The sequence below is a fragment of the Pseudomonas sp. 21615526 genome (genome assembly GCF_013386245.1).
Classification (GTDB): Bacteria; Pseudomonadota; Gammaproteobacteria; order Pseudomonadales; family Pseudomonadaceae; genus Aquipseudomonas.
The window spans coordinates 36,958-63,369 of record NZ_JACAOM010000029.1 but is presented as its reverse complement, the minus strand read 5'-3'; the positions used below and the strand labels follow the sequence as shown (position 1 = coordinate 63,369).

The following is a 26,412-nucleotide window of genomic DNA, read 5'->3' as shown; positions in this document are numbered from 1 at the left end:
GAAGCTGGTAGACTCCGCCGCCATTATGATCCGACTTCAAAGCCTAACATTACAGCGTGGCCCGCAACGTCTTCTCGAAGACGCCGAGCTGACCCTGCACGCCGGTCACAAAGCCGGCCTGATCGGTGCCAACGGCGCCGGCAAATCCACGTTGTTCGCCTTGCTGCTGGGTGAGCTGACTCCCGACTCCGGGGATTGTCTGCTGCCGGCCGACTGGCGCATCGCCCATATGCGCCAGGAGATCGACACCCTCGACCGCATTGCGATCGACTACGTGCTCGATGGCGACCTGCGCCTGCGCCAGGTGCAACACGACCTCGCCGAGGCCGAGAAAGCCCAGGACGGCGCCGCACAGGCCCGCCTGCACTCGGAACTGGACAGCGCCGACGGCTACACCGCCGACGCGCGTGCGCGCAAGATGCTTGCCGGCCTTGGCTTTACCAACGAACAGATGGACCGCCCGGTCGCCGACTTCTCCGGTGGCTGGCGCATGCGCCTGAACCTGGCCCAGGCGCTGATGTGCCCCTCGGACCTGTTGCTGCTCGATGAACCGACCAACCACTTGGACCTCGATGCGATCCTGTGGCTGGAAGACTTCCTGAAAAGCTACCCGGGTACCTTGCTGCTGATTTCCCACGACCGGGATTTCCTCGACGCCGTGGTGGACAACATTGCCCACGTCGACCAGAAGAAAATCACCCTGTACCGCGGTGGCTACAGCGCCTTCGAACGCGCCCGTGCCGAACGCCTGGCCCAGCAACAGCAGGCCTACGAGAAGCAGCAGGCGCAGCGCGCGCACATGGAAAGCTACATCGCCCGGTTCAAGGCCCAGGCCACCAAGGCCCGTCAGGCCCAGAGCCGGATCAAGGCCCTGGAGCGCATGGAAGAACTGTCGGCGGCCCACGTCGATTCACCGTTCGACTTTGTGTTCCGCGAGTCGGTGAAAATCTCCAGCCCGTTGCTGGACCTTTCCGATGCCCGCCTGGGCTATGGCGACAAGACCATCCTCGAGAAGGTCAAGTTGCAGCTCACCCCTGGCGCGCGGATCGGCCTGCTCGGCCCCAACGGCGCGGGCAAGTCGACATTGATCAAAAACCTCTCGGGCGAATTGCAGCCCCTGGCCGGCCGCCTGGTGCGCGGTGAGAACCTGGTGGTGGGCTACTTCGCCCAGCACCAGCTGGATTCCCTCGACGCCAAGGCCAGCCCGCTGCTGCACCTGCAGCGCCTGGCGCCGACCGAACGCGAACAGACCCTGCGGGACTTCCTCGGTGGTTTCGACTTCCGTGGTGCGCGCATTGACGAGCCGGTGCTGAATTTCTCCGGTGGCGAAAAGGCCCGCCTGGCCCTGGCCCTGATCGCCTGGGACCGGCCAAACCTGTTGCTGCTCGACGAACCGACCAACCACCTCGACCTGGAAATGCGCCTGGCGTTGACCATGGCCCTGCAGGAATTCAGCGGCGCGGTACTGGTGGTGTCTCACGATCGCCACCTGCTCAAGAGCACCACGGATAACTTCCTGCTGGTGGCTGACGGCAAGGTCGAGGAATTCGACGGCGACCTGGAAGACTATGCCCGTTGGCTGTCGGACTACCGCCTGCGCAACGCGCCGGTCAGCAACACGCCGGTCAACCCGGACAAGACCGACAAGAAGGCCCAGCGCCAGGCCGCGGCTGCATTGCGTCAGCAACTGGCCCCGCACAAGCGTGAAGCGGACAAGCTGGAAGCCGAATTGGGCAAGATCCACGAGAAGCTGGCGAAGATCGAAACCAGCCTGGGTGACAGCGCCGTCTACGAGCCGGCCCGCAAGGATGAATTGCGCGACCTGCTGGCCGAACAGGCCAAGCTCAAGGTACGTGAAGCGCAGTTGGAGGAGACCTGGATGGAAGCCCTCGAACTGCTGGAATCCTTGCAAGCGGAGCTGGAGGCGCTGTCCTGATGGAAGCGCTGCAACTGCCGCTGCCGGCCCAATGGATCGCGCCGGTCTGGGTGGCCGTACAGATTCTGCTGATCCTGCTGGCCGGCTATCTCGCCCAGCGTTTCGTCGCCAAATGCCTGAACCGCCTGGGGGAACGTTATCCGTTCCCGCCGCAGTTGCTGATGCCGCTGCGCGGCGGCCTGCGCTGGCTGATCATGGGCAGCGCGCTGATCTTCGTGCTGGAGCGCCTGGGCGTCTCTGCCACGGTGTTGTGGACAGCGTTGTCGGGTTTTGTGGCGGTGGCCGCGGTGGCGTTCTTCGCCATGTGGTCGGTGTTGTCCAACCTGCTGTGCGCCATCCTGATCTTCACCGTCGGGCCGTTCCGCCTGGGCGATGTGGTCGAGTTGGTGGACACCGTCGACAAGCCCGGCGTCAAAGGCCGGGTGGTGGCGATCAACCTGCTCTACACCACGCTGATCGAAGTGGAAGAGGCCGGTACCGGCAGTGTCATGGTGCAAGTGCCCAACAGCCTGTTCTTCCAGCGCTCGGTGCGCCGTTGGCGCGGCAGCGACGTGCTGCCTTAACCTGTGGCGAGGGAGCTTGCTCCCGCTGGGCTGCGTAGCAGCCCCAAAAAAAGCCGGGAGCGCTACGCACTCCAGCGGGAGCAAGCTCCCTCGCCACAAAGGCGCACCCCAAAATTTTTCTAGCCATTTCTCAGCCGGCAGCGTTAGTTTAGAAACATTCAGCAAACTAAGCTCTGAGGTGTGTAATGGCGCTCGACACATGGCTGGCCTTTTTCCTGGCCAGTTGGATCATCAGTCTTTCCCCTGGCGCCGGTGCCATTGCGTCGATGTCCAGCGGCCTGCAATACGGTTTCCTGCGTGGTTACTGGAATGCCCTGGGCCTGCAATTGGGCCTGGCGATGCAAATCGCCGTGGTCGCTGGCGGCCTGGGGGCGATTCTTGCCGCATCCTCCACCGCGTTTTATGCGATCAAATGGTTTGGCGTAGCGTACCTGGTGTACCTGGCCATCAAGCAATGGCGCGCGCTGCCAACCGACCTGAGCGATGACGCGGCGATTCGCCCGATCGGCAAGCCGATGGCGATGATGTTCCGCGGGTTCCTGGTCAACGCCAGCAACCCCAAGGCCCTGGTGTTCATGCTGGCGGTGCTGCCGCAGTTCGTGAACCCGCAGGCGCCGCTGCTGAACCAATACCTGATCCTGGGCGCGACCATGATCTGCGTGGACATGATCGTGATGGCCGGCTACACCGGGCTGGCGTCGAAAGTGTTGCGCCTGTTGCGCACACCGAAGCAGCAGAAACGCATGAACCGTACGTTTGCCGGGTTGTTTGTTGGTGCGGCGGGCTTTCTCGCAAGTCTGCATCGCGCAACGGCGTAACTGACGAAACCGGATCAAAAAATGTGGGAGCGGGCTTGCTCGCGAATGCGCAGTGTCAGTCACCAGATGTATTGACTGATCCACCGCATTCGCGAGCAAGCCCGCTCCCACATTGGTTTTATGTCGGTAGCGGGATTTTCGTTCAGCGCAGGATCTTCGGCGCTTCATCCCGTGGCAGGTTATTGCGCAATGCAGGCTGTCCAGGTGCTTCCTGATAACCACCGCCGAGTTGTTCGGCCAACTGCCGCGCCACATCCTCGCCCAATGCCTTCGACACTTCCCGCACCACGCGAGGCCGGTTCAGGCTCACGCGCACGTCACGGTTGTTCACCAGCTTGGTGTCCTGGCCTTCGCCCATGGCGGTAAACGCCGAGGTGATCTCAAAGGTGCGGGTGTTGATCAGGCTGAAATCCGCCACCAGCGTCAGGCCCAGCACCGCCGAGTAGCTGTTGGTGTGGTCCAGCGCGTTGATGTCCTGGGTGAAGTCGATGTCCGACAAGGTGCCGAACAGCACGTAGTCCGCACCCTTGAAGTTACCGGCCTTGATCCGCTTGATCACGTCATACACATCGCCCTTGGCGTCCGCGGTGTAAGGCGTGCCCTGCACCAGCTGGAACTGCCGCGACTTGAGGATTTCCCCCTTGATGTCGCCGCTGAACTTGCGCAGCTCAGTCTGCTCGATGTAGCTGGTACGACTTTCGTATTCGCTGTAGCTCGAGGCGCCGCTGGCGTTGTAGGCGCTGGCCTGGAAATTATTGCTGGCCGCGACCTGGTGGATGTACTCCTCCACGCGAGCCTCGTAGGCCAGGTCGGTTACCGCGATCTTCGGTGCGGCCGAGGCGCCAAAGGCGCACAGCAGGCCGATCATGCCGATCCATGCACGCATTGCTTAGCGCTCCGTGGTCTTGCGGATTTCTTTTTCGTCCATCCATTCGGCCAGGCCGCTTTCGACGTCGACCAGTTGCAGGCTGAACTTGTAGAACACGTCCTTGTAGTCCGAGCTGCGCTTGACGATGGAGCTGATGGAGCCTTCCAGGCGGTACTTGGCGGCGACCATGTTGCCGGTCTTGCTGACGGTCGACTTCTTGTACAGGCCGCTCTGGTTCTGCAGCTTCAGCTGGTCGACCTGGCTTTGCATGTCAGTGTTGTCGCTGGCGAAGCGGGCGGTGCCGGTCTTCATCAGCTGGGTCTTGATCGACGTGGTGATCTCGCGGGTATCGATGTACTCGCTGGTCTTGTTCTTCACGTCATACACCTGCACCACCGGGCGGCCTTGCAGGATGCCGGACTGGGCCAGGGAGCGGGTCATGCTTTCGGCGATCATCTGCAGGTCGGTGGAGCCGAACTCGTTGGTCACCAGTTCCACGGCCTTGCTGTCGCCGTAGCTGATGTTTTTACCGCCCAGGACTGGCGAGGTGTTGGCGCAGCCGCTGGCCAGGACGGCCACCACGGCGAGGAACGAGAAGCGTGCAAACATGGGGATGTCTCTCTGAAACTGAATGAGTGGGTGGATCAAGGCGTCTTCACTTCAAGGCGGAAGTCGGCAGCCTGGGGCAGGTTGGCGATGGCCGGCAGGAAGGTCGCCTGGTTTGCGTAGAGGTTCAGCACCTTCCAGGTCTCTTCATCACCCACCGGGAAACCGTCGGCACCCAGCCAGGCGAAGCGGTAATACATCATCTGGTTGCTGCTGGTGATGTTGCTCAACTGCACCTTGGCGGTCAGGAAGCCGTTTTCCCGGGCGACCCGGATGGCGCCGACGGCGATGCCCTTGAATTTGCCCATCACCACGATCTTGCTCGCGGCGCTTCCGGGTTCCGGCGGTGGCGGGGTGGCGCAACCGGCCAGCAGGATCAGCGCCAGGGCGCCGAGGATGAAATGACGCATAGCGTGCTCCTTAAGGTTGTTTGAGAGTGGCGACGGCCTGGGGCGGATTGTTCTGCACCACGTGGGCTGCAAGACCGCCGGCGAAGACCTGGTTGCCGACCACGCGCAGGGTGATCACCTGGTAGCGCTGATCGGCCTTGACCGTCACCAGCGTGCCGCCCAGGGCGTTGGGCAGGCTGACCTGGTGCTCGCCGTGCTTGAGGCGCAGGCGTGTCACCTGGGTCATGTCCGGCAGGGTGCGCCAGGTGCGGGTGTCGGCGCCTTCGGTGACGGCCGAGGCAATACCGAGTACCAGGCCCGCCATCGGGTTGGTCTTGTTCAGGTTGTTCTGGGTGATGCCGCGAGTGACGGCGCGCACGGTGGTGCGCAGGATGATCCCCGGCATGTCATCCCGCAGGGCGCGGCGGGACATGGCGGTGGTGCTGTTGAGGGCAGTGAGGTTCTGTTGCCGGCCGTCGACACCGATCTGGGCGAAGGGCGCGGTCGAGGTGTCGGGCTTGATCACCGGGAACGACAGTGGCGTGATCACCAGGTGGCCGTCGATGGGGATCGGCAACGGCAGGCGAATCGAGTCGCGGGCCGGCGCCAGGCCGCTTTGCACCACGATCAGCACGTCAGTCTCGTCCGCACCGACCTTGGATTTGTCCAGGTCGAGCAGGGCCTGTTCCAGCAGCGGTGTGTTGGGGCGCAGTTCGGCGGCCTTGCGATAACCCGGTGCGGCCAGGTCTTTTTCGCCCAGGGCTTCGTAGACGAAGCCGGCCAGGTAGTGGCTGAAAGCGCTCTGGTAGCTGTTCTTCAGGCCTACCACTTCAGGGGCGTTGAGGCTTTCCACCGGGTAGCCGCGCAGGTCCTTGAACTGGGTCGCGATGCCCTGGCGCTCGGCCTCGTTTTCGCTCTTGAGGTATTCCTTGTCCCGCAGGTCCGCAATCACCGCTTCGCGTTCGTGGGTCTTCTTGATCTCGGTGCGGGCACCGTCGAAGTCATTCAGCGCCAGCAGGTTGAGGGCCATCTGGGTGGTTAGCATGACCTTTTCGTAGTCGTAGCCTTCGTAACGGCGGACCTTGTCATTGACCAGGAAGGCGCCGAACTGCGCGAGGTACTTGTCGGTGTCGAACTTGACCGACTCTTCCCACTTGTAGACTTGCAGGTCGGCGCTGCGCCAGGCGACCTGGCTGCCGGTCAGGTCGCCCTTGGCGCGCAGCAACTCACCCTTTTCGAAGTAGTAGAGAAGGTCCTTGTCGTCGCCGGTGTTGTTCTTCTCAAGCAGCGTCAGCGCGGCGTCGACGTTGCCGGTGGCCAACTGCTGATTGGTGGCTTGCAGCTCGGTGTCGTAGCTGCGAAACATCGAACAACCGGACAGCAAGGTCACTGCCGCGAGCGCGAGCGAGGTAAAGGCGCGAGATGCCATCGAAGAGCTTCTTCCCTGAACGTAATCGGCCGAATGTGCTGGTCGGGCCGAATCACCAATGGCAGGAACGAGTTGCGATCCGGCCAATTCCTCATAAAAAGAGGAGCTGAAATGCCATTTCGAAATAACGAAGGCGCGGCATTATAAGCTGCATTACTGGCAAAACAATGGCCTTTTGGATCCGATTTTTAGCTCGGATGCCACTACCTCAGTGTCGTTATCCCCATCCCCGAATCACTAACGCCTTGAGTCAAACCCCTTAAGGTTTGACAATGTGTTACTTCGTATTTCCCTTTGAGATTCATTCATGATTGCCCCCTTCCGTTTTCTTGCCTGGCTGGTGCTGCCGGCGTTGATGTCGTGCAGCTTCAACCTGCTGGCTGCGACTGCCGAGGGCGCCCCGCAGGCCCTGCATTTACTGGATTACATCGGTGCGGACTACCCGCCGACGGTGGAGGCGGGCAAGGTTATCGATGATTCCGAATACCGTGAACAGGTAGAGTTTCTCGGGGTGTTGCAGGGGCTTGTGGCCGATCTACCGGAAAAGCCCGAGCGCGCCGAACTGATCAAAGGCGTGGATGAACTGCTGGCCGCCGTAACGGCCCATCAGGACGGCGCGGTGGTTGCGCACCAGGCCCGGCAATTGGGCGCCAAGTTGGCAGTGGCCTATGAAGTCAGCCAGGCCCCGGCCATTACCCCCGATCCGACGCGCGGTGCGCCGCTGTACGCGCAGAACTGCTCGGTGTGCCACGGCGCCACAGGCGCCGGCGATGGCCCCGCAAGCGTGGGCATGACGCCGCCGCCCGCCAACCTGCGGGACGCTGCACGCCTCGATCGCTTGAGCCTCTACGCGATCTACAACACCCTGGGTCTGGGCGTGGAAGGCACCGACATGCCGTCGTTTGCCGATCAACTGGACGACCGCCAGCGCTGGGACCTGGCGACCTATATCGCCGGCTTCACCGCCGACCCGGCTGCCGCGAACAGTGAAAAGTCCTTCAACCTCGCCGACCTCGCGCGCCAGACCCCCAACGAAGTGCTGGCTGCCGAAGGTCCCGGCGCAGTTGCCACCTTCCGCGCCCAGCGCGCCCAACCGCCGCAGGTCAAGCGTGGCCCGGCGCAGTTGCTTGATTACACCGCGGCCACCCTCGACAAAAGCCTCGCCGCGTTCCGCAATGGCGAGCACGAGCAGGCCTACGACCTGTCGGTAGCCGCCTACCTGGAAGGTTTCGAGCTGGTTGAAAGCTCCCTCGATAACGTTGATGCCAACGTGCGCAAGGAAACCGAAAAGGCCCTGATGGCCTACCGGCAGTCATTGCAGGACGGCTTGCCGATCGAGCAAGTGCAGCAGCGCCTGGATGTGGCCAAGGGCAAGCTCACCGAGTCCGCCGGCCTGCTGGGCAGCGATGGCTTGAGCTGGTCCCTGAGCTACATCTCCGGTTTGCTGATCCTGCTGCGCGAAGGCCTGGAAGCGATCCTGGTGCTGGCGGCGATTCTCGCGTTCCTGCGTAACACCGGCCAGCAATCGGCGGTGCGCAGCGTCAACGTCGGCTGGGGCCTGGCGCTGTTGGCCGGCTTGGCGACGTGGGCGTTGGCGGCTTATGTGATCGACGTCAGCGGCGCCCAGCGCGAGTTGCTGGAAGGCTGCACGGCGCTGTTTGCCAGCGTGATGGTGCTGTGGCTCGGGGTGTGGATGCACGACCGCCGTCACGCGGCCGCCTGGCAGGACTACATCAAGAGCAGTCTGGTAGGCGGTGGCGGGCGCTTCGGTTTTGCGATGCTGGCGTTCTTCTCGGTGTACCGCGAGCTGTTCGAAGTGATCCTGTTCTACGAAACCCTGTGGTTGCAGGCCGGCCCTGCCGGGCACAACGCGGTATTGGCCGGTGGCGCCACGGCGCTGGTGCTGTTGGTGGGCCTGGCCTGGGTGATTCTGCGGGGCTCGGCGAAACTGCCGCTGGCGCTGTTCTTCGGCATAAACGCGGCGTTGCTGTGCGCGCTGTCGGTGGTATTCGCCGGGCATGGCGTCAAGGCGTTGCAGGAAGCCGGGATCTTCGGCACCCGGCCGGTCGCGTTCTTTGACTTCGACTGGCTGGGCATTCACGCCGATGCCTATTCCCTGAGCGCCCAGGCTGTGGCGATCCTGGCGATTGTGGTGCTGTACGGTCGCAGCCGGCTCGCTGAAAAGCGCCGGGTGGTGGCTTAACCATGCGCGTGTGGATCGATGCAGACGCCTGCCCCCGGGCGGCCAAGGATCAGGTGGTGAAGTTCGCCCTCAAGCGCCAGTTCGAAGTGGTGCTGGTGGCCGGGCAGAGCCAGATCAAGCCGAGCTTCTCGTGCGTGAAGTTGATCGTGGTGCCCAGCGGCCCGGACGCGGCCGATGACTACCTGGTGGAGCACGCCGTGCCCGGTGACCTGGTGATCTGCAGCGATGTGCCGTTGGCCGACCGCTTGGTGAAGAATGGCGTGGCTGCGCTCGACCCACGAGGCAAGGAGTTCAGCCCGCAGAACATGAGCGAGCGGCTGGCGGTGCGTAACCTGTTCACCGATCTGCGGGAGCAGGGGCAGATGGGCGGTGGCCCGCCGCCCCATGGGGACAAGGACAAGCAGGCGTTTGCCAATTCGCTGGATCGGATTCTGACCCGGCTGATGAAGGCCTAATCGTTCTCGTGGGTCAGTTCCAGCACCCGGTCCACCAGCTTGTTGATGCCTGACGCCACTTCGCTGATGCGTTTGCCCAGCATGTAGGCCGGGGTACTCACCAGCTTGCGCGCCTTGTCTTCGACGATGTCGTCGACCGCGCATTCCTGGTGGGTGGCGCCCATCTTGTCCATGGCGGCTGCGGTGTCGGCGTCATTGCCGATGGTGCAGGTCACGCCTGGGCCATAGATCTTCGCTGCCAGCGCCGGCGAGATGCAGATCAGCCCGACGGGCTTGCCCGCTTCGGCAAACGCCTCGGCCAGTTCCAGCACCTGCGGGTTGACGCTGCACCCGGCGCCTTCCACGGCAAAGTTCGACAGGTTCTTCGCCGCGCCAAACCCCCCGGGCACGATCAGTGCGTCGAAATCCTCGGCGTTGGCCTCACGAATGTCCTTCACCTCGCCACGGGCAATGCGCGCCGACTCCACCAGCACATTGCGCGACTCGGGCATCTCCTCCCCCGTCAGGTGGTTGATCACATGCAACTGGGCAATGTTCGGCGCAAAACACTGCACCTCGGCGCCGCGCTGGTCCAGGCGCAGCAGGGTGATCACGCTTTCATGAACCTCGGCACCGTCGTACACGCCACAGCCGGAAAGGATCACTGCAATCTTTTTGCTCATGGGCATTTCTCCTGATTCATGGCGTTAAATGTCTACTCATTTGTCACTCATTGCCAATGGGATATCCAGCCGCTACACCTACTCTAGATGTAACAATAATTGACCGGACTTGCCCATGGACTTCGTCCCTTACGCGGTACCGTTTTTCATTGCCTTGATCGTGGTCGAGCTGCTGGCCGACTACCGGCGCGGCCAACGCAACTACCGGGTGGCCGACGCCATCAACAGCCTCAGCACCGGCGTGCTGTCCACCACCACAGGGCTGCTGACCAAAGGGGTGGGCATCCTCACCTACGCCTTCGCCCTCAAGCACCTGGCGATCATCGAGCTGTCGGCCCAGAGCGTCTGGACCTGGGTGTTCGCCTTTGTGTTCTATGACTTCTGCTACTACTGGCTGCATCGCATGGGCCATGAGCGCAACATCCTCTGGGCCGCGCATTCCGTGCACCACCAGAGCGAGGACTACAACCTCAGCACCGCCTTGCGCCAGACCAGCACCGGCTTCCTGCTGAGCTGGATCTTCTACTTGCCGCTGGCCGTGTTGGGCGTGCCGCTGGTGGTGTTTATCAGCGTGGCGTCCCTCAACCTGTTGTATCAATTCTGGGTGCATACGCGGCATGTGCCGAAGCTCGGCTGGTACGAGTGGTTCTTCGTCACGCCATCCAATCATCGGGCCCACCATGCACAGAACGCTCTCTACATGGATCGCAACTACGGCGGGGTGTTCATTATTTGGGACCGCCTGTTTGGCTCCTTCCAGGAAGAAGACGATAACGAGCCGGTAATCTTTGGCGTGACCACGCCCTTGGCCAGCTGGAACCCGCTGTGGGCCAACCTGCAGTTTTATGCGCAGCTGTGGAGTGATGCACGGCGCACCGAAAGTGGGTGGGACAAGCTGCGGATCTGGTTCATGCGCACCGGTTGGCGCCCGGCGGATGTGGCGGCAAAGTACCCGATGGCCAAGCCGGACTTGAGCCAGTTTCGCAAGTTCGAGGTGCCGCTGGATGGGCGCCAACAGATTTACATCGCGCTGCAGTTTGCCGCGTACGTGGGTTTTGGCAGCTACCTGATGAATTTCGGCGAGGGCTTGCCGACCGCTGCCCTGGTGTTGGGCTGGAGCGCGATGGCATTGGGGTTGTTTACCCTGGGGGTGGCGCTGGAGAACCGCCCGTGGGCGTTGAAGGCTGAACTGCTGCGCCTGGCACTGAATGTGCCTTTGGTGTGGCTGGCGCCGCTGGTGGGGCTGTGGCCGGCCAGCGCGTTGGGCTGGCTGGGCCTGGTCAGTTACAGCTTGCTCAGCGGCATCGGCCTCTACTGTTGCAGAGACCGGCTTACTCGACTGGCGTCGTAGGCTTTTCGGCTTTTTCAGGTTCGCCGGCCGCCAGGCGAACCTTCTCGGCGGCACAGGCTTCGCGGGTCAGGCGGGCGTTCTTGACGCGCCGGCGAATCCACAAGCCCAGGCCCAGCACCAGCAGTGCGCCCAGCACCCACAGCTCGTATTTCTTGACGCTGCCCAGCATGCCTTCCAGTACCGCGCCGAAATGGTAAGCCGCAGCGCCCAGCGCAGCGGCCCACACGGCGGCGCCAATCCCGTTGAGCAACAGGTAGCGACCCGGCGGGTAGCCCGACAAACCAATGGCCACTGGCATCACCGTGCGCAAACCGTAGACAAACCGGAAGCTCAGCACCCAGATGTCCGGGTGCTTGCGAATATGCTCCAGGGCCTTGTCGCCCAGCAGTTGCCAGCGCGGCTTGCGCGCCAACAGTTTGCGGCCGTGCTTGCGTCCCAGGAAGTACCACAACTGGTCGCCGGCGTAGCTGCCGAAAAAGGCAACGACCACCACCAGGTTGATATCCATGTATCCACGGAACGCCAGGAAGCCTGCGAGAACCAGGATGGTTTCGCCTTCGAAGAAGGTGCCTAGGAACAGCGCAAAGTAGCCGAAGTCATGCAGAAATTGTTGAAGCATGGTCTGGGTGCTGGCGAAATGAACGCGCAGCCTACGCCTTCGTGAACATTCATGAAAGTATCGAGATGTGTCACGAAGTGAACAATTCCTACATAAACGACGAATGCGACTACAGGTCGCACGCCGGTTGCCTTACGGCGCATGAGCTAACCACAACTGTAATTCCTTCGTCATAATGGCCGCTTATAACTGTCACGCTCGCCCGTCAAGCCGGGCTCAGGAGTCTGCCGTGAGCTTTACCCCCGCCAACCGCCTGTTTCCCGCCACTCGTCTGCGTCGCAACCGTCGTGATGATTTTTCCCGGCGCCTGGTGCGTGAAAACGTGCTGACGGTGAATGATCTGATCCTGCCGGTGTTTGTGCTGGACGGTGAAAATCGTCGGGAAGCGGTGGCGTCGATGCCGGGTGTGGAGCGCTTGACCATTGATTTGCTGCTCGAAGAGGCCGCGAGCTGGGTTGAACTGGGGATTCCGGCGCTGGCGCTGTTCCCGGTCACGCCGTCCGGGCTCAAGTCCCTGGACGCCGCCGAAGCCTGGAACCCCGACGGCATCGCCCAGCGCGCCACCCGCGCCTTGCGTGAACGCTTTCCGGAGCTGGGGGTGATTACCGATGTGGCGCTGGACCCGTTCACCACCCACGGGCAGGATGGCATTCTCGACGAAGAAGGCTATGTTCAGAACGACATCACCGTTGATGCGCTGGTAAAACAGGCCTTGTCCCACGCCGCAGCGGGCGCCCAGGTGGTGGCCCCCTCGGACATGATGGACGGTCGCATCCAGGCGATTCGCGAAGCCCTGGAGCTGGCCGGCCACGTCAACGTGCGCATCATGGCCTACTCGGCCAAGTACGCCAGCGCCTATTACGGCCCGTTCCGCGATGCGGTGGGTTCGGCGCTGAACCTGGGCAAGGCCAACAAGGCCTCGTACCAGATGGACCCGGCCAACAGCCACGAAGCCCTGCACGAAGTGGCCGCGGACCTGGCCGAAGGCGCCGACATGGTGATGGTCAAGCCCGGGATGCCGTACCTCGACATCCTTTATCGGGTCAAAGAGGAATTCAAGGTGCCGACCTTTGTCTATCAGGTCAGCGGTGAATACGCCATGCACATGGCCGCGATCCAGAATGGTTGGTTGAGTGAAGGGGTGATCCTTGAATCCCTGACTGCCTTTAAACGCGCGGGTGCCGATGGCATCCTGACTTACTTCGCCGCCCGCGCTGCCCAATTGCTTAGAGAGCAACACTAGCCCTCACAGGAACACTCGATGAATACCGAAGGACTCACAGAAGTTGCCGTAAAAGACGCTCACCCGGTGGTCGAACAAGCTACCGAGACCCCGCCGGAGCTGGAGCCGGCCCCGCCTGCCGTGGTGGCCGAAGCGCCCGCTGCCGCGCCGGTACCGGTGGTTGCGGTTACCAACCTGGATGACAGCAGCCTGTACATCCATCGCGAGCTGTCACAACTGCAATTCAACATCCGCGTGCTGGAACAGGCACTGGATGAGTCCTATCCGTTGCTGGAGCGGCTGAAATTCCTGCTGATCTTCTCCAGCAACCTGGACGAGTTCTTCGAGATCCGTGTCGCCGGCCTGAAGAAGCAGATCACGTTCGCCCGTGAACAAGCCGGTGCCGACGGCCTGCAACCGCATCAGGCCCTGGCCCGCATCAGCGAGCTGGTACACGGCCACGTGGACCGCCAATACGCGATCCTCAATGACATCCTGCTGCCGGAACTGGAAAAGCATCACGTGCGCTTCATCCGGCGCCGGCACTGGACCACCAAGATCAAGACCTGGGTGCGCCGCTACTTCCGCGACGAAATCTCGCCGATCATCACCCCCATCGGCCTCGACCCGACGCACCCGTTCCCGCTGCTGGTGAACAAGAGCCTGAACTTCATCGTCGAGCTGGAAGGTATCGATGCCTTCGGTCGCGACTCGGGCCTTGCGATCATTCCGGCACCGCGCCTGTTGCCACGGATCATCAAGGTACCGGAAGAGGTGGGGGGCGCTGGCGATAACTATGTATTCCTTTCGTCGATGATCCACGCCCACGCCGATGACCTGTTCCAGGGCATGAAGGTCAAGGGCTGCTACCAGTTCCGCCTGACCCGTAACGCCGACCTGGCGCTGGACTCCGAAGACGTCGAAGACTTGGCCCGCGCCCTGCGCGGCGAGCTGTTCTCCCGTCGCTACGGTGATGCGGTGCGCCTGGAAGTGGCGGACACTTGTCCGAAACACCTGTCCGACTACCTGCTCAAGCAGTTCAACCTGAGCGAGACCGAGCTGTACCAGGTCAATGGCCCGGTGAACCTGACGCGCCTGTTCAGCATTACTGGCCTGGACAGCCACCCGGAGCTGCAATACACGCCGTTCACCCCGCAGATCCCGAAACTGCTGCAAAACAGCGAGAACATCTTCAGTGTGGTGAGCAAGCAGGACATTCTGCTGCTGCACCCGTTCGAGTCCTTCACCCCGGTGGTCGACCTGCTGCGCCAGGCCGCCAAGGACCCGCACGTGCTGGCTGTGCGCCAAACCCTGTACCGCTCCGGCGCCAACTCCGAAATCGTCGATGCGCTGGTAGACGCCGCGCGTAACGGCAAGGAAGTGACGGCGGTGATCGAACTGCGGGCGCGGTTCGACGAAGAGTCCAACCTGCAACTGGCCAGCCGCCTGCAGGCGGCCGGTGCGGTGGTGATCTACGGCGTGGTCGGCTTCAAGACCCACGCCAAGATGATGCTGATTCTGCGCCGCGAAGCCGGTGAGATCGTGCGCTACGCCCACTTGGGCACCGGCAACTACCACGCCGGCAACGCCAAGCTCTACACCGACTACAGCCTCCTGACCTCCGACGACGCCTTGTGTGAAGACGTCGGCAAGCTGTTCAGCCAGTTGATCGGCATGGGCAAGACCCTGCGCATGAAGAAACTGCTGCACGCGCCGTTCACCCTGAAGAAGGGCATGCTCGACATGATTGCCCGCGAGACCCAGTTCGCCCTCGAAGGCAAGCCGGCGCACATCATCGCCAAGTTCAACTCGCTGACCGATCCGAAGATCATCCGCGCGCTGTACAAGGCCAGCCAGTCGGGTGTGCGTATCGATTTGGTGGTGCGTGGCATGTGCTGCCTGCGGCCGGGCATCGCCGGGGTATCCCATAACATCCACGTGCGTTCGATCATCGGGCGCTTCCTGGAGCACACGCGGGTGTTCTACTTCCTCAATGGCGGCGAGGAGCAGATGTTCCTCTCCAGTGCCGACTGGATGGAGCGCAACCTCGACAAACGCGTGGAGACCTGCTTCCCGGTGGAAGGCAAGAAACTGATCATGCGGGTCAAGAAGGAGCTGGAAAGTTATCTCACCGATAACACCCACAGCTGGAGCCTGCAGTCGGACGGGCGCTACGTGCGCAACACCCCGACCGGCAACCAGAACCCGCGCAGCGCCCAGGCGACGTTGCTGGAGAAGCTGGGCAGCCCGATTCTGACGGTGAACTAAAAACCGACGCGGTCAAAAATGTGGGAGCGGGCTTGCTCGCGAAAGCGGTGGATCAGTCGATGAATCTGTTGACTGACACTCCGCCTTCGCGAGCAAGCCCGCTCCCACATTTGTTTTGTGGCGTTGGATTGTTCCCACGCTCTGCGTGGGAATACATCCTGTGACGCTCCGCGTCACTCACTCATATCAGCGCACGTTCAGCGTGAACCCAACCCGCGTCAGCCACTCGGCTTCCTGGGCGAAATCCGCCTGGGTCAGCTGGTTTTCATCCAGCCAGTTCTTCGGGAATACCACGTCCAGGCTGTCGGCATTGGCCCGCAGGACCACTTGCGGCATTTCCTGGGTACCACGGATGTGGTGGAACAGGATCGCAAACCGCAGCAGCGCGCACAGGCGAATCAGCTTGATGCCCTCGGCACCGAACTCGGCAAACTTGTCCCGGGGGATGTTGCGGCGGTGGCCGCGTACCAGCAGCGCGAGCATCTGCTGGTCTTCACGGGAGAAACCCGCCAGGTCCGAGTGCTCAATCAGGTAGGCGCCGTGCTTGTGGTAATGGTAGTGGGCGATGTCCAGCCCCACTTCATGGACCTTGGCCGCCCAGCCCAGCAGTTCACGCCACACGCCGTCTTCCAGGTCCCAATCCGCTGCGACCTGGTCGAAAGCATGCAGCGCCTTGCGTTCAACCCGCGCCGCCTGTTCCAGGTCGACGTGGTAACGCTCCATCAACGAGCTGAGGGTGCGCTCACGGACGTCTTCATGATGATGACGGCCCAGCAGGTCGTAGAGCACCCCTTCACGCAGGGCGCCATCGCAGTGGTCCATGCGTTGCAGTTCGAGGGCGTCGAAAATCGCTTCGAGAATCGCCAGGCCCGCCGGGAAAATGGTGCGGCGATCAGGCTTGATGCCTTCGAAGTCGATCTTCTCGGCATCCCCCAGCTTGAACAGCTTGCGCTTGAGCCAGGCCAGGCCTTCGGCGTTGACCTCGCCAGTGCCATGGCCGCCGGCCTTGAGGGCCAGGCCGATGGCGCGGATGGTGCCGGACGAACCGATGGCCTCATCCCAGGTCAGGCGGTGCAGGGCGTGCTCGATGCTCATGATCTCCAGCCGCGCCGCCGTATAAGCCTGGGCGTAGCGGGCCGGGGTGATCTTGCCGTCCTTGAAATAGCGCTGGGTGTAGCTGACGCAGCCCATTTGCAGGCTTTCGCGCAGCAGCGGCTCGAAGCGCTGGCCAATAATGAATTCGGTACTGCCACCGCCGATGTCGGCCACCAGGCGCTTGCCCGGAGTGTCGGCCAGGGTGTGGGACACGCCGAGGTAGATCAGGCGCGCTTCCTCGCGGCCGGAGATGACCTCTACCGGGTGCCCGAGGATCTCCTCGGCGCGGCGGATGAACTCGCCCCGGTTGCGGGCTTCGCGCAGGGCGTTGGTGCCGACGATCCGCACGGCGCCCGGGGGCATGCCGTTGATCAGTTGGGCAAAGCGCTTCAGGCAATCGAGCCCGCGCTGCATGGATTCTTCATTGAGCTGACGCTCGTCGTCGATCCCGGCAGCCAGTTGCACTTTCTCGCCGAGCCGCTCAAGGATGCGGATTTCGCCGTTCTGGGCCTTGGCCACGACCATGTGAAAGCTGTTGGAGCCCAGGTCGATGGCGGCGATCAGGGACAGATTCTTGGCTTGGGATTGCGGCATGGTTAAGGGGTCTCGGTCGATAACCTCGCCATCGTGCCACGATCAACCGCTGACGCCAACGCGTAGTGCTTCCGGAATTCGCTCATCGGTGTCTTGGAGGAAAATCTGCAGGATATGTAGGGGGATTCTTGATGCGCCTGGCGATTGTTCCGTAGGGCAAGTGGAGTAACGGAAATCTCCAGCTTTAATAGGCTTCCTGAATATGCCTACATGGCTGGGTTATTTGTTCCAGTCGATAATTAAGTCAGGACTACTGCAAGGATGATCTAAGGGGACATTGTTTTTTTACCGCTCTGACACTAGTTCAGGCGTCGTCTCATTCTTTCTTCGGGTGTTTACGAGAGAGACTGTCACTCGGCAATTAAGCCGTGGTGTTAACTATTTGTAGTTTGCCTATCAAGGTTGATAGCAGTTGGGCATGGAATAGCCCGGCGAACCACATGCACCTGAGAACTTCAGTGACAGGATGAACATGAACAGAACATTTGGTTTGGCAATAGTGGTCGTTGGCCTGGCGGTAAGCATGGGTGCTCAAGCAAATACAAGTGGTGCCGGGAACCTGAGAGTCACCGGAACCATTAAACCAGCTGCATGCACGGTAAACCTCGGCGCCACAGGCGGCACCGTTGATTACGGTACGATCAATGCGTCGAGCATTCCGCTGACCTCTTTCTATCCTCTGCCGGAAAAGTCGCTGCCGTTAAACGTCAACTGTGGTGCGGCGGCTGCCCAGATGGCACTGTCCGTTACTGACTCACAAACAAACAGTGTCGTAAGGGGGATCCTGGGAACCGGCTTCACCGACAACCACAACTTTGGCCTTGGCGCGGTCGGAACCAGGAATACCGGTGGCTATTCGATCAGGCTCGCCACCTTGACCACTGTCGGCGCTACGCTGTACCCGCTTAGAAGGACAAGCTCCGGCGGTGCCTGGAGCACCAGTGACGGCAAGGTCGAAAAATCTCCTTACCAGCACTCCTGGAGCCGTAATAACAACACAACTCCAGCCGCGGTCTCTTCCGTTACCGGCACTCTCGTAGTCAAGGCTGTGATCAATCGCGGCGATGCACTGGATCTCAGCAGGGATATTCAATTGAATGGAGCTGCTACTTTGGTAGTAACTCGAATCTAACTCTATAAACATGGCCAGCATTTAGCAGGCGGTCGCGCACCGTGGCTTCGTGCTGGCTCTTTATATGCGTATAGGTATTTCGTGATTGTCAACGGTGCGTTATCTGGTTGCGGGTAGAGTTCGATGAGTCGTCTTTTAAATACAGTTAATGCTCTGTTCTGGTGTGCGAATCTTTATTTTTTAGTTTCTGGCAGTGTAAGAGCGGATGGAATGGAGCCGGAAACATCCGTTGTTATTCTTTATGAAGAGAACGGTGAAGCGACGATCAACGTAAAAAATACGGACGCTGGCCCTGCTTTACTTCACACAGTCATTCAAAACGTCCCGGAAGATCCGGAGACACTCTTGATCGTTACGCCTCCTATCGCCCGTGTCGAACCGGGCGAAACACAACTTGTGCGGTTTATCAGTACCTTGAAGCAGCCGCTCAAGACCCAGCGATTGAAGCGTGTCACCTTTGAAGGTATTCCGCAGGCGCGCGCCGAAGGGCGCTCGACCATTGGAGTGACCATTCGACAGGACTTACCGCTGATCCTGCATCCCCAGGGCTTGCCGCGGCATCAGGAGCCATGGAAGTTGCTGAAGTGGAAGCTGCGGGGAAATCGGCTGACGGTTCATAACGACAGTGCCTACGTGGTCCGGATGGGGCTGGAGGTACACTTGCTGCCGTCGAGGCACCCGGCGATATTGCCGCGCACCTATATCCTGCCTGGCGAAGTGTTATCGACCCGCATCGAAGAGGCGGTGGCCCAGGTCAGTGGTGTCGAGATTCAACCGGCGACGGTCTACGGGTATTCGGCAACCGCCTACGAAGCCTCCGTTGTTGTCGAGGCGGGTTGAGCGGTCTATGAGAAATGCTACCCATGCAAACGATTGGAGCCTCTCTGTACGACCCATTCGAACCTCGGTTTCCCGGACTTGTATCGGCCTGGCAACGCTGTGGAGCCTTCCCGCCTACGCGCTGGAGCTCGGATCGGGTTTTGATCTGGCGGTCTTGTCGGCGAACGGGATCGACCCGAAGGTTGCCCATTATTTTCGCAGTGCTGCGCGATTCCGCGAGGGCGTGCACGTGGTGGGGCTGCAGGTCAACGGCACCTCATTGGGCCTGGTGGAGGCACGCTTCGACTACCAGGGGCAGTTGTGTTTTACCCCGGTCCTGCTGGACAAGGCCGGGTTGCGGTTGCCAGCCGCGATTATTCGGCCGGGTATCGCGCCCGACCAGGCGTGTCATGACTTTCTCGGTGCTTACCCCGCGACCATCGTCAAGTTGCGCCCCGGCAGCGATGAGGTATCGCTGGTGGTGCCTACTCAGTCAATGCGCGAGGCCGAATGGGATGTCGGCAGTTTCTCCCAGGGCGGCACGGCAGCCTTGTTCAATTACGATGTGCAGGGATTCGAAGAGCGCTTCAACAGCGGCTCTTCCCGCTCGGTTTCGGCCTACACCGAGGCGGGATTCAATATCGGCAACTGGATCGTCCGAAGCCGCCAATTCTTTGTCTCCGATAACGGCAAGCGCAGCAGCGAGCATGTGAATGCCTACGCCCAGCGCGATTTCGCGCCCCTGAAGTCGACCTTCCAGGTCGGGCAGATTTCCAGCAACAACCCGGTGTTCGGTGGGTTACAGCTGTCGGGTTTCCAGCTTTCGCCGGATGGCCAATCGCGCAGCCCGGGTGGCAGCAGCGTGGTGGTCGAAGGTTTGGCCCAGAGCCCATCCCGGGTCGAGGTGCGCCAGGCCGGGGTGTTGATCCATACCACACTGGTACCGGAAGGCCCGTTCACGTTGACCGGATTACCCATACTCAATGGCACCAGCGATCTTGAGGTCAGTGTCATTGGCACTCGCGGTGGCAGGCATGGGTTCACCGTCCCTGCCGCGTCCTTTGCGGGGGCGGTACCGATAGAGCCCGGTTATTACTTCTCCCTGGGCAAGGTGCGCGGGGCAAATCCGGGTGCCGGGGAGCCTCCGGTCGTGGCGATGGGCAGTGGGACCTGGGGATTGGGGCGCAACTCGTCACTGGGATTCGGCCTGTTGAGTACCGACGAATACCAGGCGGCGGGTGGCGTGTGGAGCAGTGTTTTTTTCCAGCACCTTTCGGTTGGCGTGCGCCAGAACCTGTCTCGCGATGGCCGGGACGAAGTTACCGGGGCTCGCAGCTCAGTCACCGTGGGAAGTCCGCTGTTCGCCGGCATTGAAATGACGTCGAGTGCCACTACCCAGACGCGGGATTATCGCGAAGTACTGGAAGTGGGGCAGTCGACGCGGCGTGACCAGCGGGATGCCCGCTTCAAGGACCAATACACGGTAGGTTTGAGTTGGGTCGCCCCGTCCCTGGGAGGCTTTTCCGTCAGTTATTCCCGCAGCTCGCAATTTGATGATCGCTCCGCCGAACACGTCTTTGCCTCATGGAACCAGCAGTTCAATGGCACCCAGGTGGCTTTGATTGCGGATTCCCGGGTGGGCGGCTCTCGACCGCGCAAGGTCAAGAACACCGTTCGAGACGAGCGCAGCGATGTGTCGGATAAGGGGCTTTCGCTTCGGTTGCAGGTCACCGTGCCGTTCGGTGGGGATCGCCGCGTCACCTCGTATGCCAGTCGGCGGGGCGACAGGTTCGATCTTGGGACCGCCTTCAGCGATCGGGTCAACGACTATGTGAACTATGAAGTGGGGGTTGCGCGTGAGCAGGCGAGCCGTACACAGGCTGTTCACGCCCGCGTGAATGCCATGCCGCGTTACACCCAGATAGGGTTGGGTGTGCGACATGATTCATTGAGCACCGGGTATACCGGCCAATTGCAGGGCGGCGTGGTGGCCCACGACAGAGGCATGACGTTCTCGCCCTATGCCGTCCAGGACACCTTTGGAATTGTCTCGGTGGGTAATGTCGGGGCAGCCAAGGTTTCGACGCCGCAGGGGCCGGTCTGGACTGACTACCGCGGGCAGGCGGTGATCGCCAGCCTGCCTGCCTACCGCAGCAGCAATGTCGAGGTGCAAACCCAATCCCTGCCCAAGCGCATCGATCTGAAAAACGGCACCAAGGTCCTTGCGGCCGGACGCGGTTCTTTCAACACGATCGATTTCGAAGTAGTGAAAGTGCGCCGTGTATTGCTTGAGGTCCGTGACGCGCACGGCCAACCCTTGCCCCAGGGAGCCTCGGTTTTCGACAGCAACAATGCTTTCCTGACCAGCGTCGTGGGCGAGGGCATGGTCTTCCTTAACAGCCTGGATGAGTCGCGAGCGCTGAACATCTCCTTGCCAGATTCAAGCACCTGCTTGTTGCAACTGAACCTTGAGCCAGAATCCAATGACGACAAATTCTATGAAACAGGTTCGGCGGTCTGCCGTACCCTCTGAGCCGGTGGGGCCTTTTGACGGTGTACGCCTGCGTCATGGGCTTATCCTTTACCTGCTGCTGTTTGTCGTGGTGTTGGCCAATGAGGCGCGGGCAGATAACTGCCAGGTGTCCTTGAGCCAGCCCCGGGTTGATTACGGTTTGGTTCGCCAAGCCGAGCGGGGCCACCCACAGATCGCGCTGGGCAAGCGCACGCTTCGCCTGAACATGGCCTGTGAGGCGCCTGTATCCATGGCGCTGCGCTTTACGGGCGTACCCGCAGGCCTGGAGGGCTTTCGGTTTGGGCGCCAGGGGCATTTCACCCTGAGCCTGCAGTCCGCTCAAGTCGATGGAAAATCCGTTGAGCTGGTAATGCCGCACCTGTCTGAAGAGCCGGCGACCGGACGATTGCTGCCGGGCCATAGGCTTGTTGCACACGTAGCGGGTATGCCGGTGCATGGGCGCCGCTTCACCGCCCTGGTCAACGTCGAGACCTTCCTGCCTGCGGCTTTGCTGGCCGTCAGGGATGAAACGACATTTGAGGGGCAGGGCGGTTTTGAGTGGGCGCCCGGGGCCTGATGCCTCAGTCCGTGCGCTCCACCGAACCGATGAAGTTGGCCAGCTCGGCGGTCTGCGGATTGGCAAACAGGATTTTCGGGTCGCCCACTTCATGCACCTTGCCCTGGTGCATGAACACCAGCTTGTCACCCACTTCCCGGGCAAAACGCATCTCATGGGTGACCATGATCAGTGTCATGCCATCCTTGGCCAGTTGGCGCACTACGCTGAGCACTTCGTTGACCAGCTCCGGGTCCAGGGCCGAGGTGATTTCATCGCACAGCAGCACTTTGGGCGACATCGCCAGAGCCCGGGCGATTGCTACCCGCTGCTGCTGGCCGCCGGACAAACGATCGGGGAACGCGTCGAACTTCTCCCCCAGCCCAACGCGCTCGAGCATCTGTCGCGCCAATTGTGCGGCCTTGGCTTTCGGCACTTTCTGCACCACTTGCGGCGCAAGCATGACGTTTTCGCCCACCGTCAGGTGTGGGAACAGGTTGAACTGCTGGAACACCATGCCGACTTTCTGCCGCAGGGTGCGCAGGTCGGCGCGGGCGGCGTCGAGGTATTCGCCGTCGACTTCAATCACGCCGTCGTTGATCGACTCCAGGCCATTGAGGGTGCGCAGCAGGGTGGATTTGCCCGAGCCGCTGCGACCGATGATCGCCACCACCTGGCCTTCTTCGACACTCAGGTCGATGCCCTTGAGTACGTGGTGATCGCCGTAATATTTATGCAGGGCGGAAATTCTAAGCAGAGGCATGCAGTCTCCTTTCCAGGTAGCGCGCACTGAGGGACAAGGGGTAGCAGAGCAGGAAGTAACCCAGCGCCACCAGGCCATAGACCATGAAGGGTTCGAAGGTAGCGTTGGCGAGCATGCCGCCGGTCTTGGTCAGCTCGGTGAAACCGATGATCGAGGTCACGGCGGTGCCCTTGACCACTTGCACCGAGAAACCCACGGTTGGCGCCACGGCAATGCGCAGGGCCTGGGGCAGGATCACGTAGCGCAATTGCTCCAGCGGGTTCAGGGCCAGGCTCGCGGACGCCTCCCATTGGCCGTGGGCGATGGAGTCGACGCAGCCACGCCAGATTTCGGCCAGGTAGGCGCTGGTGAACAGGGTCAAGGCAATCGCCGCCGCCAGCCAGGGCGAAATGTCCACGCCGAGCAAGGCGATGCCGAAGAACACCAGGAACAGTTGCATCAACAGCGGCGTGCCCTGGAACAGTTCGATATAGGTGCGGGCGACATTGCGCGGGAACGCCTTGGTGCTGATGCGCATAGTCATCACCAGCAAGCCGATCACGCCGCCGCCGATGAACGCCACCAGCGACAGCAGCAAGGTCCACTGCAAACCGGTGAGCAGGTTGCGCACGATGTCCCAGAACGAAAAATCACTCATCGGGCGTTCCTCATGACATAGCGCCGGCCGATCCAGTTCAGCAATTGGCGGATCATCAACGCCATGCACAGGTAGACCAGGGTTGTCAGCGCATAGGTTTCAAAGGCGCGGAAGTTGCGCGACTGGATAAAATTGGCGGCAAAGCTCAGTTCCTCGGTGGCGATCTGCGAGCAGACCGCCGAGCCGAGCATCACGATGATGATCTGGCTGCTCAGGGCCGGCCAGACCTTGCCCAGCGCGGGCAGCAACACCACATGGCGGAACGCCTCGAAACGTGTCATCGCCAGCGCGGCCGCCGCTTCCAGTTGCCCGCGGGGGATCGCCTGGATCCCGGCGCGGATGATCTCGGTGGAGTACGCCCCCAGGTTGATCACCATCGCCAGCACTGCCGCCTGCCATTCGGTGATTTTCAGGCCGAGGGACGGCAGGCCGAAGAAGATGAAAAACAACTGCACCAGGAACGGCGTGTTGCGGATCAACTCGACGTACACGCCGAAGATCCAACTGAACGGCTGGATCTTCCACGCCCGCACCACGGCGCCGACGATTCCCAGCGCCACGCCCAGTACTGCACCGATGGCGGTCAGTTCAAGTGTGAACAGCGCGCCGCGCAGCAGCAGATCGGTATTGGCCAGGACCGGCACAAAGTCGAATTGATAGGCCATAGGCTAACCCTCGTTACCGCGCTCAGAGATCAGCCGGCAGCGGCTCTTTGAGCCACTGCAATGCATTCTTTTCCAGGCTGCCGTCGGCCTTGGCCGCGACCAGGATCTGGTTCACCTTGTCCAGCAGCGCCGGCTCGTTCTTGTTCACGCCCACGTACACCGGCGAGTCCTTGAGCTTCACTTTCAGTCCCGGCACGCGCTTGGGGTTGCGTTCGCTGATGGCCACCATCACCACGTTGCCGCTGGCGATCAGGTCCACCTGGCCGGCGAGGTAGGCGGCGATGGTCGAGTTGTTGTCTTCAAAGCGCTTGATCGTCGCCTCTTTTGGCGCCACGGCGGTCAGCTCGATGTCTTCGATGGCGCCACGGGTCACGCTGATGGTTTTGCCCTTGAGGTCGTCAACGGTGCTGATCGGCGCATCGGGAGGGCCGAATACGGCGAGGTAGAAGGGCGCGTAAGCCTTGGAGAAGTCGATGACCTTCTCGCGCTCGGCGTTCTTGCCCAGGCTGGAAATCACCAGGTCGACCTTGCCGGTGGTGAGGAACGGGATGCGGTTGGTGCTGTTGACTGGGGTCAGTTCAAGCTTGACCTTGAGCTGGTCGGCCAAAAGCTTTGCGGTGTCGATGTCCAGGCCGCGGGGCTTCATGTCCGGGCCGACCGAGCCGAACGGCGGGAAATCCTGGGGCACGGCCACCTTGAGGGTGCCACGGGCGACGATATCGTCCAGACCGTTGGCCTGGGCGGGCGCCTGGCTCAGCATCAGGCTGGCAAACAGGGCAGTGAGCAGGGCGCTGCAACGCTTGGTCATGGCGACTCTCCGAAAAGGACGAAAGGATTTTCCGGTTTTTGCCAGTGCACAGCCCATGCCAGCACCGCCGTATTTCGCGCCAGAGCCGGTGGCTGTTGAGTCTTGGCGGTCTTACTGGTCTGAACAGTTACTGGGTTTTCTGCACCCTTTTCGAGCGCCGTCAAAACCGCGCGAGCCCCTTTGGGGCGTGGCTTGCCGGGCGCTGCGAATAGCTTTACAACTAGCCGCTCAGTTGACTGGAAACCTGAGTTTCTTATGAATTCCATCGCCCAAGCCGTACCGGAAGTGGCGCTACAGGCCATCCGCAAATTGATCGCTGACGAGGGCTTCGGGCCGGGTGATGCGTTGCCCTCCCAGCGCGACCTGGCGCTGCAATTGGGCGTGAGCCGGGCCTCTTTGCGTGAAGCCTTGTCGTCCCTCAGTGCCTTGGGCGTGGTAAGTGTGCAGCCGGGCAAAGGCGTGTTCGTGCAAGCGGCCGAAGAGCTGCCGGGGTTGGCCTGGCCGTTTACGGCACAGGCGACGCCGCTGGATATCTTTCAACTGCGCTACGCCCTGGAAGGTTTTGCGGCGGGGCTGGCGGCGGTGACGCTGACCACCGGGGAGTTGGACATCCTGGAAGATAACGTCGAGGCGATGCGCAAGGAGCTGAAGGCCGGTGATTTCGAGGCAGCCGCCCGGCTGGACTTCGAATTCCACCGGCGCATCCTGCTGGCCAGCGGCAATCAGGCGATGGTGAGCATCCTCAGCGCCAGTGCCGAGGTGTTCCTGGAGAGCCAGAAACTACCGTTCATCCGGCCGGAGCGGGCCATGGAGACCTGGCAGGAGCACCGCAAGGTCCTCCGTGCCCTGGCCCGACGCGCCAGCGGGGCGGCGCAGAAAAGCATGCAGGAACATGTGCGTAACGCGGCGTTGCGTACAGGGATTGCCTTCATCACTCCCGTAACCCCATGAGTTGGGCTATACCCAAACTCATGCGCCATCATAGGAAGAGTCAATCAGCTGCAGCTTCCTGAACGCGGGAAGGGCGGCTATGATGGGCAACGTTTTTTTTGCTTACAACCCGGAGACATCCATGAGCAACGATCTTATCAAGCACGTCACCGACGCGACCTTCGAGGCCGAAGTACTGAAGGCCCAGGGCCCGGTGCTGGTTGACTACTGGGCTGAGTGGTGCGGTCCTTGCAAAATGATCGCTCCGGTCCTGGACGACATTGCCACCACTTACGAAGGCAAGTTGACCATTGCCAAGCTGAACATCGACGACAACCAGGAAACTCCGGCCAAGCACGGCGTGCGTGGTATCCCGACCCTGATGCTGTTCAAGAACGGCAACGTCGAGGCCACCAAGGTCGGCGCGCTGTCGAAGTCCCAGCTGCAGGCTTTCCTCGACGCCAATATCTAAGCGTCCTCAAAAAGCCCCGCAATTTGCGGGGCTTTTTCGT

At 61.5% G+C, this 26,412-nt stretch carries 25 protein-coding genes; 14 read left to right on the top strand and 11 right to left on the bottom strand.

Going from position 1 to position 26,412, the window contains the following annotated elements; all coding sequences use genetic code 11:
* The first annotated feature begins 25 nt into the window (after positions 1 to 25).
* The 3 genes from HX786_RS10030 to HX786_RS10020 all read left to right on the top strand — a co-directional run bounded on the left by HX786_RS10030 (position 26) and on the right by HX786_RS10020 (position 3,317).
* The gene (locus HX786_RS10030) at positions 26 to 1,936 is read left to right on the top strand and encodes an ATP-binding cassette domain-containing protein (protein ID WP_003208841.1); all 1,911 of its coding nucleotides are present in this window, start codon (positions 26 to 28) and stop codon (positions 1,934 to 1,936) included.
* Entirely contained in the window at positions 1,936 to 2,499 is a 564-nt protein-coding gene (locus tag HX786_RS10025; protein WP_178912011.1) for a mechanosensitive ion channel family protein, read from the top strand. The genes HX786_RS10030 and HX786_RS10025 overlap by 1 nt, the downstream gene beginning before the upstream one ends.
* Positions 2,500 to 2,684: 185 nt before the next feature.
* Entirely contained in the window at positions 2,685 to 3,317 is a 633-nt protein-coding gene (locus tag HX786_RS10020; RefSeq protein ID WP_003208844.1) for a LysE family transporter, read from the top strand.
* Positions 3,318 to 3,459: 142 nt separating this feature from the next.
* On the opposite strand, the gene HX786_RS10015 is transcribed toward HX786_RS10020, so the two are convergent.
* The 4 genes from HX786_RS10015 to HX786_RS10000 are packed head-to-tail and all read right to left on the bottom strand — an operon-like array spanning position 3,460 to position 6,609.
* On the bottom strand, positions 3,460 to 4,203 hold the full coding sequence (locus HX786_RS10015; RefSeq protein WP_087693297.1) for a penicillin-binding protein activator LpoB: 744 nt from the start codon (positions 4,201 to 4,203) through the stop codon (positions 3,460 to 3,462).
* A gap of 3 nt (positions 4,204 to 4,206) precedes the next feature.
* Positions 4,207 to 4,794: a penicillin-binding protein activator LpoB gene (gene lpoB / locus HX786_RS10010; RefSeq protein ID WP_003214026.1), complete on the bottom strand. Its 588-nt coding sequence runs from the start codon at positions 4,792 to 4,794 to the stop codon at positions 4,207 to 4,209.
* 35 nt (positions 4,795 to 4,829) lie between these two features.
* The gene (locus HX786_RS10005; RefSeq protein ID WP_003214024.1) at positions 4,830 to 5,201 is read right to left on the bottom strand and encodes a YcfL family protein; all 372 of its coding nucleotides are present in this window, start codon (positions 5,199 to 5,201) and stop codon (positions 4,830 to 4,832) included.
* Between the two features lie 10 nt (positions 5,202 to 5,211).
* Complete coding sequence (locus HX786_RS10000; RefSeq protein ID WP_003214023.1) at positions 5,212 to 6,609, bottom strand: COG3014 family protein; 1,398 nt, start codon at positions 6,607 to 6,609, stop codon at positions 5,212 to 5,214.
* 307 nt (positions 6,610 to 6,916) lie between these two features.
* Between HX786_RS10000 and HX786_RS09995 the strand changes: the two genes are divergently transcribed.
* Together HX786_RS09995 and HX786_RS09990 are read left to right on the top strand one after the other, a co-directional pair.
* Positions 6,917 to 8,812: a cytochrome c/FTR1 family iron permease gene (locus HX786_RS09995; RefSeq protein WP_178912010.1), complete on the top strand. Its 1,896-nt coding sequence runs from the start codon at positions 6,917 to 6,919 to the stop codon at positions 8,810 to 8,812.
* 2 nt (positions 8,813 to 8,814) lie between these two features.
* Complete coding sequence (locus HX786_RS09990) at positions 8,815 to 9,267, top strand: YaiI/YqxD family protein (RefSeq protein WP_003214020.1); 453 nt, start codon at positions 8,815 to 8,817, stop codon at positions 9,265 to 9,267.
* Here the strand turns inward: HX786_RS09990 and elbB are convergent.
* Entirely contained in the window at positions 9,264 to 9,929 is a 666-nt protein-coding gene (elbB, locus tag HX786_RS09985; protein WP_003214018.1) for an isoprenoid biosynthesis glyoxalase ElbB, read from the bottom strand. The two genes, HX786_RS09990 and elbB, sit on opposite strands and share 4 nt — an antisense overlap.
* A 115-nt stretch (positions 9,930 to 10,044) precedes the next feature.
* Here elbB and HX786_RS09980 point away from each other — a divergent pair, with 115 nt between their 5' ends.
* Positions 10,045 to 11,280, top strand: coding sequence for a sterol desaturase family protein (locus tag HX786_RS09980; RefSeq protein ID WP_008439297.1), 1,236 nt, complete (start codon positions 10,045 to 10,047; stop codon positions 11,278 to 11,280).
* On the opposite strand, the gene HX786_RS09975 is transcribed toward HX786_RS09980, so the two are convergent.
* Positions 11,261 to 11,899 (bottom strand): DedA family protein, encoded by a 639-nt coding sequence (locus HX786_RS09975; RefSeq protein WP_003214015.1) that lies wholly within the window; start codon positions 11,897 to 11,899, stop codon positions 11,261 to 11,263. The two genes, HX786_RS09980 and HX786_RS09975, sit on opposite strands and share 20 nt — an antisense overlap.
* Before the next feature lie 229 nt (positions 11,900 to 12,128).
* Here HX786_RS09975 and hemB point away from each other — a divergent pair, with 229 nt between their 5' ends.
* Together hemB and ppk1 are read left to right on the top strand one after the other, a co-directional pair.
* Positions 12,129 to 13,142, top strand: a complete 1,014-nt coding sequence (hemB, locus tag HX786_RS09970) for a porphobilinogen synthase (protein ID WP_003214011.1) — start codon at positions 12,129 to 12,131, stop codon at positions 13,140 to 13,142.
* An 18-nt stretch (positions 13,143 to 13,160) separates the two neighbouring features.
* The gene (gene ppk1 / locus HX786_RS09965) at positions 13,161 to 15,389 is read left to right on the top strand and encodes a polyphosphate kinase 1 (RefSeq protein ID WP_003214009.1); all 2,229 of its coding nucleotides are present in this window, start codon (positions 13,161 to 13,163) and stop codon (positions 15,387 to 15,389) included.
* Positions 15,390 to 15,575: 186 nt separating this feature from the next.
* On the opposite strand, the gene ppx is transcribed toward ppk1, so the two are convergent.
* Positions 15,576 to 17,078, bottom strand: a complete 1,503-nt coding sequence (gene ppx, locus HX786_RS09960; protein ID WP_003214007.1) for an exopolyphosphatase — start codon at positions 17,076 to 17,078, stop codon at positions 15,576 to 15,578.
* A 472-nt stretch (positions 17,079 to 17,550) separates the two neighbouring features.
* On the opposite strand from ppx, the gene HX786_RS09955 reads away from it, so the two are divergent.
* From HX786_RS09955 to HX786_RS09940, 4 genes are all read left to right on the top strand, one after another.
* On the top strand, positions 17,551 to 18,210 hold the full coding sequence (locus tag HX786_RS09955) for a DUF1120 domain-containing protein (RefSeq protein ID WP_102604076.1): 660 nt from the start codon (positions 17,551 to 17,553) through the stop codon (positions 18,208 to 18,210).
* 123 nt (positions 18,211 to 18,333) lie between these two features.
* On the top strand, positions 18,334 to 19,050 hold the full coding sequence (locus HX786_RS09950) for a fimbria/pilus chaperone family protein (RefSeq protein ID WP_207241471.1): 717 nt from the start codon (positions 18,334 to 18,336) through the stop codon (positions 19,048 to 19,050).
* Positions 19,051 to 19,057: 7 nt separating this feature from the next.
* The gene (locus HX786_RS09945; RefSeq protein ID WP_256735280.1) at positions 19,058 to 21,562 is read left to right on the top strand and encodes a fimbria/pilus outer membrane usher protein; all 2,505 of its coding nucleotides are present in this window, start codon (positions 19,058 to 19,060) and stop codon (positions 21,560 to 21,562) included.
* Positions 21,528 to 22,118: a hypothetical protein gene (locus HX786_RS09940; protein ID WP_134327511.1), complete on the top strand. Its 591-nt coding sequence runs from the start codon at positions 21,528 to 21,530 to the stop codon at positions 22,116 to 22,118. Before HX786_RS09945 ends, HX786_RS09940 begins: the two co-directional genes overlap by 35 nt.
* Before the next feature lie 4 nt (positions 22,119 to 22,122).
* Here the strand turns inward: HX786_RS09940 and HX786_RS09935 are convergent, their stop codons facing one another.
* The 4 genes from HX786_RS09935 to HX786_RS09920 are packed head-to-tail and all read right to left on the bottom strand — an operon-like array spanning position 22,123 to position 24,970.
* Complete coding sequence (locus HX786_RS09935; RefSeq protein WP_003213999.1) at positions 22,123 to 22,860, bottom strand: amino acid ABC transporter ATP-binding protein; 738 nt, start codon at positions 22,858 to 22,860, stop codon at positions 22,123 to 22,125.
* Positions 22,847 to 23,497, bottom strand: coding sequence for an amino acid ABC transporter permease (locus HX786_RS09930; RefSeq protein ID WP_003213996.1), 651 nt, complete (start codon positions 23,495 to 23,497; stop codon positions 22,847 to 22,849). Before HX786_RS09930 ends, HX786_RS09935 begins: the two co-directional genes overlap by 14 nt.
* On the bottom strand, positions 23,494 to 24,162 hold the full coding sequence (locus HX786_RS09925) for an amino acid ABC transporter permease (protein ID WP_003213995.1): 669 nt from the start codon (positions 24,160 to 24,162) through the stop codon (positions 23,494 to 23,496). The genes HX786_RS09930 and HX786_RS09925 overlap by 4 nt, the downstream gene beginning before the upstream one ends.
* Positions 24,163 to 24,184: 22 nt before the next feature.
* The gene (locus tag HX786_RS09920; protein WP_178912008.1) at positions 24,185 to 24,970 is read right to left on the bottom strand and encodes a transporter substrate-binding domain-containing protein; all 786 of its coding nucleotides are present in this window, start codon (positions 24,968 to 24,970) and stop codon (positions 24,185 to 24,187) included.
* A gap of 255 nt (positions 24,971 to 25,225) precedes the next feature.
* Here HX786_RS09920 and HX786_RS09915 point away from each other — a divergent pair, with 255 nt between their 5' ends.
* Positions 25,226 to 25,921 carry a FadR/GntR family transcriptional regulator gene (locus HX786_RS09915; RefSeq protein ID WP_003213991.1) on the top strand — a complete coding sequence of 232 codons (696 nt, stop codon included), beginning with the start codon at positions 25,226 to 25,228 and terminating at the stop codon, positions 25,919 to 25,921.
* 121 nt (positions 25,922 to 26,042) lie between these two features.
* On the top strand, positions 26,043 to 26,372 hold the full coding sequence (gene trxA / locus HX786_RS09910; protein WP_003213989.1) for a thioredoxin TrxA: 330 nt from the start codon (positions 26,043 to 26,045) through the stop codon (positions 26,370 to 26,372).
* The last annotated feature ends 40 nt before the right edge of the window (positions 26,373 to 26,412 follow it).

Bases quoted from the DNA above. Each gene is read 5' to 3' on its own strand.
- HX786_RS10030 (WP_003208841.1), top strand. From the start codon at position 26: ATGATCCGACTTCAAAGCCTAACATTACAGCGTGGCCCGCAACGTCTT.
- HX786_RS10025 (WP_178912011.1), top strand. From the start codon at position 1,936: ATGGAAGCGCTGCAACTGCCGCTGCCGGCCCAATGGATCGCGCCGGTC.
- HX786_RS10020 (WP_003208844.1), top strand. From the start codon at position 2,685: ATGGCGCTCGACACATGGCTGGCCTTTTTCCTGGCCAGTTGGATCATC.
- HX786_RS10015 (WP_087693297.1), bottom strand. From the start codon at position 4,203: ATGCGTGCATGGATCGGCATGATCGGCCTGCTGTGCGCCTTTGGCGCC.
- lpoB (WP_003214026.1), bottom strand. From the start codon at position 4,794: ATGTTTGCACGCTTCTCGTTCCTCGCCGTGGTGGCCGTCCTGGCCAGC.
- HX786_RS10005 (WP_003214024.1), bottom strand. From the start codon at position 5,201: ATGCGTCATTTCATCCTCGGCGCCCTGGCGCTGATCCTGCTGGCCGGT.
- HX786_RS10000 (WP_003214023.1), bottom strand. From the start codon at position 6,609: ATGGCATCTCGCGCCTTTACCTCGCTCGCGCTCGCGGCAGTGACCTTG.
- HX786_RS09995 (WP_178912010.1), top strand. From the start codon at position 6,917: ATGATTGCCCCCTTCCGTTTTCTTGCCTGGCTGGTGCTGCCGGCGTTG.
- HX786_RS09990 (WP_003214020.1), top strand. From the start codon at position 8,815: ATGCGCGTGTGGATCGATGCAGACGCCTGCCCCCGGGCGGCCAAGGAT.
- elbB (WP_003214018.1), bottom strand. From the start codon at position 9,929: ATGAGCAAAAAGATTGCAGTGATCCTTTCCGGCTGTGGCGTGTACGAC.
- HX786_RS09980 (WP_008439297.1), top strand. From the start codon at position 10,045: ATGGACTTCGTCCCTTACGCGGTACCGTTTTTCATTGCCTTGATCGTG.
- HX786_RS09975 (WP_003214015.1), bottom strand. From the start codon at position 11,899: ATGCTTCAACAATTTCTGCATGACTTCGGCTACTTTGCGCTGTTCCTA.
- ppk1 (WP_003214009.1), top strand. From the start codon at position 13,161: ATGAATACCGAAGGACTCACAGAAGTTGCCGTAAAAGACGCTCACCCG.
- ppx (WP_003214007.1), bottom strand. From the start codon at position 17,078: ATGCCGCAATCCCAAGCCAAGAATCTGTCCCTGATCGCCGCCATCGAC.
- HX786_RS09955 (WP_102604076.1), top strand. From the start codon at position 17,551: ATGAACAGAACATTTGGTTTGGCAATAGTGGTCGTTGGCCTGGCGGTA.
- HX786_RS09950 (WP_207241471.1), top strand. From the start codon at position 18,334: ATGAGTCGTCTTTTAAATACAGTTAATGCTCTGTTCTGGTGTGCGAAT.
- HX786_RS09945 (WP_256735280.1), top strand. From the start codon at position 19,058: ATGAGAAATGCTACCCATGCAAACGATTGGAGCCTCTCTGTACGACCC.
- HX786_RS09940 (WP_134327511.1), top strand. From the start codon at position 21,528: ATGAAACAGGTTCGGCGGTCTGCCGTACCCTCTGAGCCGGTGGGGCCT.
- HX786_RS09935 (WP_003213999.1), bottom strand. From the start codon at position 22,860: ATGCCTCTGCTTAGAATTTCCGCCCTGCATAAATATTACGGCGATCAC.
- HX786_RS09930 (WP_003213996.1), bottom strand. From the start codon at position 23,497: ATGAGTGATTTTTCGTTCTGGGACATCGTGCGCAACCTGCTCACCGGT.
- HX786_RS09925 (WP_003213995.1), bottom strand. From the start codon at position 24,162: ATGGCCTATCAATTCGACTTTGTGCCGGTCCTGGCCAATACCGATCTG.
- HX786_RS09920 (WP_178912008.1), bottom strand. From the start codon at position 24,970: ATGACCAAGCGTTGCAGCGCCCTGCTCACTGCCCTGTTTGCCAGCCTG.
- HX786_RS09915 (WP_003213991.1), top strand. From the start codon at position 25,226: ATGAATTCCATCGCCCAAGCCGTACCGGAAGTGGCGCTACAGGCCATC.
- trxA (WP_003213989.1), top strand. From the start codon at position 26,043: ATGAGCAACGATCTTATCAAGCACGTCACCGACGCGACCTTCGAGGCC.